Source organism: Pantoea sp. E956-1 (assembly GCF_982223955.1).
Genome location: NZ_CEUYZP010000073.1, coordinates 1 through 442, shown reverse-complemented (window position 1 = coordinate 442; position 442 = coordinate 1). Strand labels below are relative to the sequence as shown.

Here is a 442-nt window from a genome sequence, read left to right as displayed (position 1 = left end):
CGCAACTGATCGGTGTCTTCAATGCGCAGGATGAACTCACCGCCGTGCTGCTTGGCAAAGCAGTAGTTGAACAATGCGATGTAAGCGGTACCTACGTGGGGGTCCCCGGTAGGCGATGGCGCGATGCGAGTGCGGACGGTGGTCATGGCTTGTCTCGAAAAAATGAAGAGCAGAACAATCAAGCGGCGAATGGTAACAGGCGACACCCGCCCCGCTCCAGCGGGCAGGGTATTTAAGCCGGAGACCGGGACTCGCTTATACCGAGTCGCCCCCATTCGCGAGCAGGCTCGCCCCCACAGGGAAACACAATGATCGTTCCCACGCTCTGCGTGGGAATGCAGCCATGGACGCTCTGCGTCCCGAAGCGTGACGCGGAGCGTCACATGAGGCATTCCCACGCGGAGCGTGGGAACGATCAACACGCTCGCTCCCACAAGAATGG

1 protein-coding gene is annotated in these 442 nt (G+C 60.2%); it reads right to left on the bottom strand.

Features of this window, described 5'->3' with window-relative positions; genetic code table 11:
- Positions 1-146: glutamate--tRNA ligase family protein (locus AC0T7J_RS25315; RefSeq protein WP_473798523.1), on the bottom strand; the 146-nt coding region annotated here is incomplete at its 3' end.
- Positions 147-442 lie beyond the last annotated feature (296 nt).